This window comes from Kribbella catacumbae DSM 19601 (assembly GCF_000372465.1).
Lineage (GTDB): Bacteria > Actinomycetota > Actinomycetes > Propionibacteriales > Kribbellaceae > Kribbella > Kribbella catacumbae.
Map to the genome: position 1 here is coordinate 1 of NZ_AQUZ01000133.1, position 1,584 is coordinate 1,584.

Sequence of the window (1,584 nt, forward strand, 5' to 3'; positions counted from 1 at the left end):
CACCCCGCCGCAGACCATCTGGCCCAGCGATCCGCAGACCCTCACGCCCACCCGGCCGTAGACCTTCGCACCCAGCAATCCGCAGGCGGTCTCGCCCAGCACGCCCCGGAGAGTGGATCAGTGCGTGGTCCTCGGGGTGGTGCTCGGCGGGGGGAGCAGGGGCAGATGACTGTGCTGATTGTTGGGTTCGCTGTGGTGGTGATGATGATGGTCGTGGTCGTGACTGATATCTCGAAGGTGTTCCTGGTACGGCGGGATCTCGATGCGACGGCGGATGGGGCCGTGCTCGCCGCGGCCAACGGCTTGGCGGCGATCTACGCCCAGCCGAGTGGAGGCGGCAACGCTGCGATCGACCCCGAGGAGGCGCGGCGGTTGACTGCGGAGTACCTGGATTCTGTTGATGCAGGCAACCGTTTCAGCGGGCTTGACTGGTCTGCCGACGTCACCGGCACCACCGTGACCGTCACCCTGACCTCGTCGGTCGACCTGCCGTTCGAACCACCCGGATGGCAGGGATCCGCAGCCGTCGCCTCGGACGCCGCGGCCGTCGTACCGATCCGGTAGACACCCCCACGATCGCCGACTTTGAGCACGGCCCAGTCAGTTTCGTGGCGCCCCGACGCCTAGCCGGTGCCCAAAGTGGAGCATCCAGCGCGACCACCTGCGCTGCAGTCAACGACCGCATAGCACCAGTCGTTGGCCTGGCGCGCCTGGAAGCCAGGCCAACGCGCGCCTTGCGCCTTTCGCAGTACTGCGAAGTGGGCGCTGGCTCCCCGGTACTACGAGGTGCCCGGTACCACGGCATCAGCATCCCCGACCAACCACAGCCGCCCCCAACCGCGCAGCACCGCGCCCTCCGCACCAGCCCACAGCACGCCAGAGCCAGCGTCATGCACCGCCGTGCGGTACTGCGAGCGCGGCACCATCCCGCAGCACTCCAGGGCTAGCGGCACGCACCGCCACGCAGTATCCGAGCCCGGCGGGCACCGCCGCGCAGTACTGCGAACCCTGGGCCGCGGTACTGCGGGCCTCGGGCGGTTTCCGCCGCGCGGTTCTGCGAACCTCGGGCAGCACCACTCCGCAGTACTGCGGGCCCAGCGTCACCAACCACCTCCGCAGTTCCACGAAGTTCTCGGTAGGTGCCGCCTTGTGCGCCGCAGTGGTGGCTCCGTTGGCTCTAGGCGGTGGAGTGCACTTTGGGCACCGGGCGGCCGTGTTTTGGTGAGGTTCGTGGCTGCGTTGTGCTCAAGGTGGCGATGGTCCAGCGGGCCGGCGGGTGGCGGTTCTGGGGTGCGGAGTGCTGCGGGATGGTGCCCGGCTCGGTGGCGGGGTGGACGGCGTGGTGTGGGTTCGCAGTACTGCGGGGGTGTTGGGGGTTACGCGTGGTTCGCGGTACCGCGAGCTGGCGGGTGAAGCGGGTGGCGGGTGGGGTGGGCATCGAGGTACCCGAGGCTGCGCGTGAGATGGGCGTTGCGGGAGTGGCGGTGCGACCTCGCGGTACTGCGGGGTGGTGGTGCGGGTCCGCGGTGCGGCGGGTGGTGTGGGTTCGCGGTGCGGCGGGTGGTGTGGGTTCGCGGTGCGGCG

General features: G+C 69.7%; 3 protein-coding genes. 1 reads left to right on the forward strand and 2 read right to left on the reverse strand.

The genetic code is table 11. From position 1 onward, the window contains the following. Positions 1-165 precede the first annotated feature (165 nt). The gene (locus A3ES_RS0145525; RefSeq protein ID WP_020393480.1) at positions 166-564 is read left to right on the forward strand and encodes a pilus assembly protein TadG-related protein; all 399 of its coding nucleotides are present in this window, start codon (positions 166-168) and stop codon (positions 562-564) included. Positions 565-888: 324 nt separating this feature from the next. Here A3ES_RS0145525 and A3ES_RS54900 read toward each other — a convergent pair whose 3' ends face one another. Together A3ES_RS54900 and A3ES_RS56640 are read right to left on the reverse strand one after the other, a co-directional pair. After that, a complete protein-coding gene (locus A3ES_RS54900; protein WP_157631101.1) occupies positions 889-1,125 on the reverse strand; it encodes a hypothetical protein in 237 nt (78 codons plus the stop codon). Positions 1,126-1,177: 52 nt separating this feature from the next. Next, positions 1,178-1,584, reverse strand: a 407-nt coding sequence (locus A3ES_RS56640; RefSeq protein ID WP_237745227.1) for a hypothetical protein, incomplete at its 5' end; no start/stop codon positions are given.

Coding starts and splice junctions, on each gene's coding strand:
- A3ES_RS0145525 (WP_020393480.1), top strand. CDS start 166: ATGACTGTGCTGATTGTTGGGTTCGCTGTGGTGGTGATGATGATGGTC.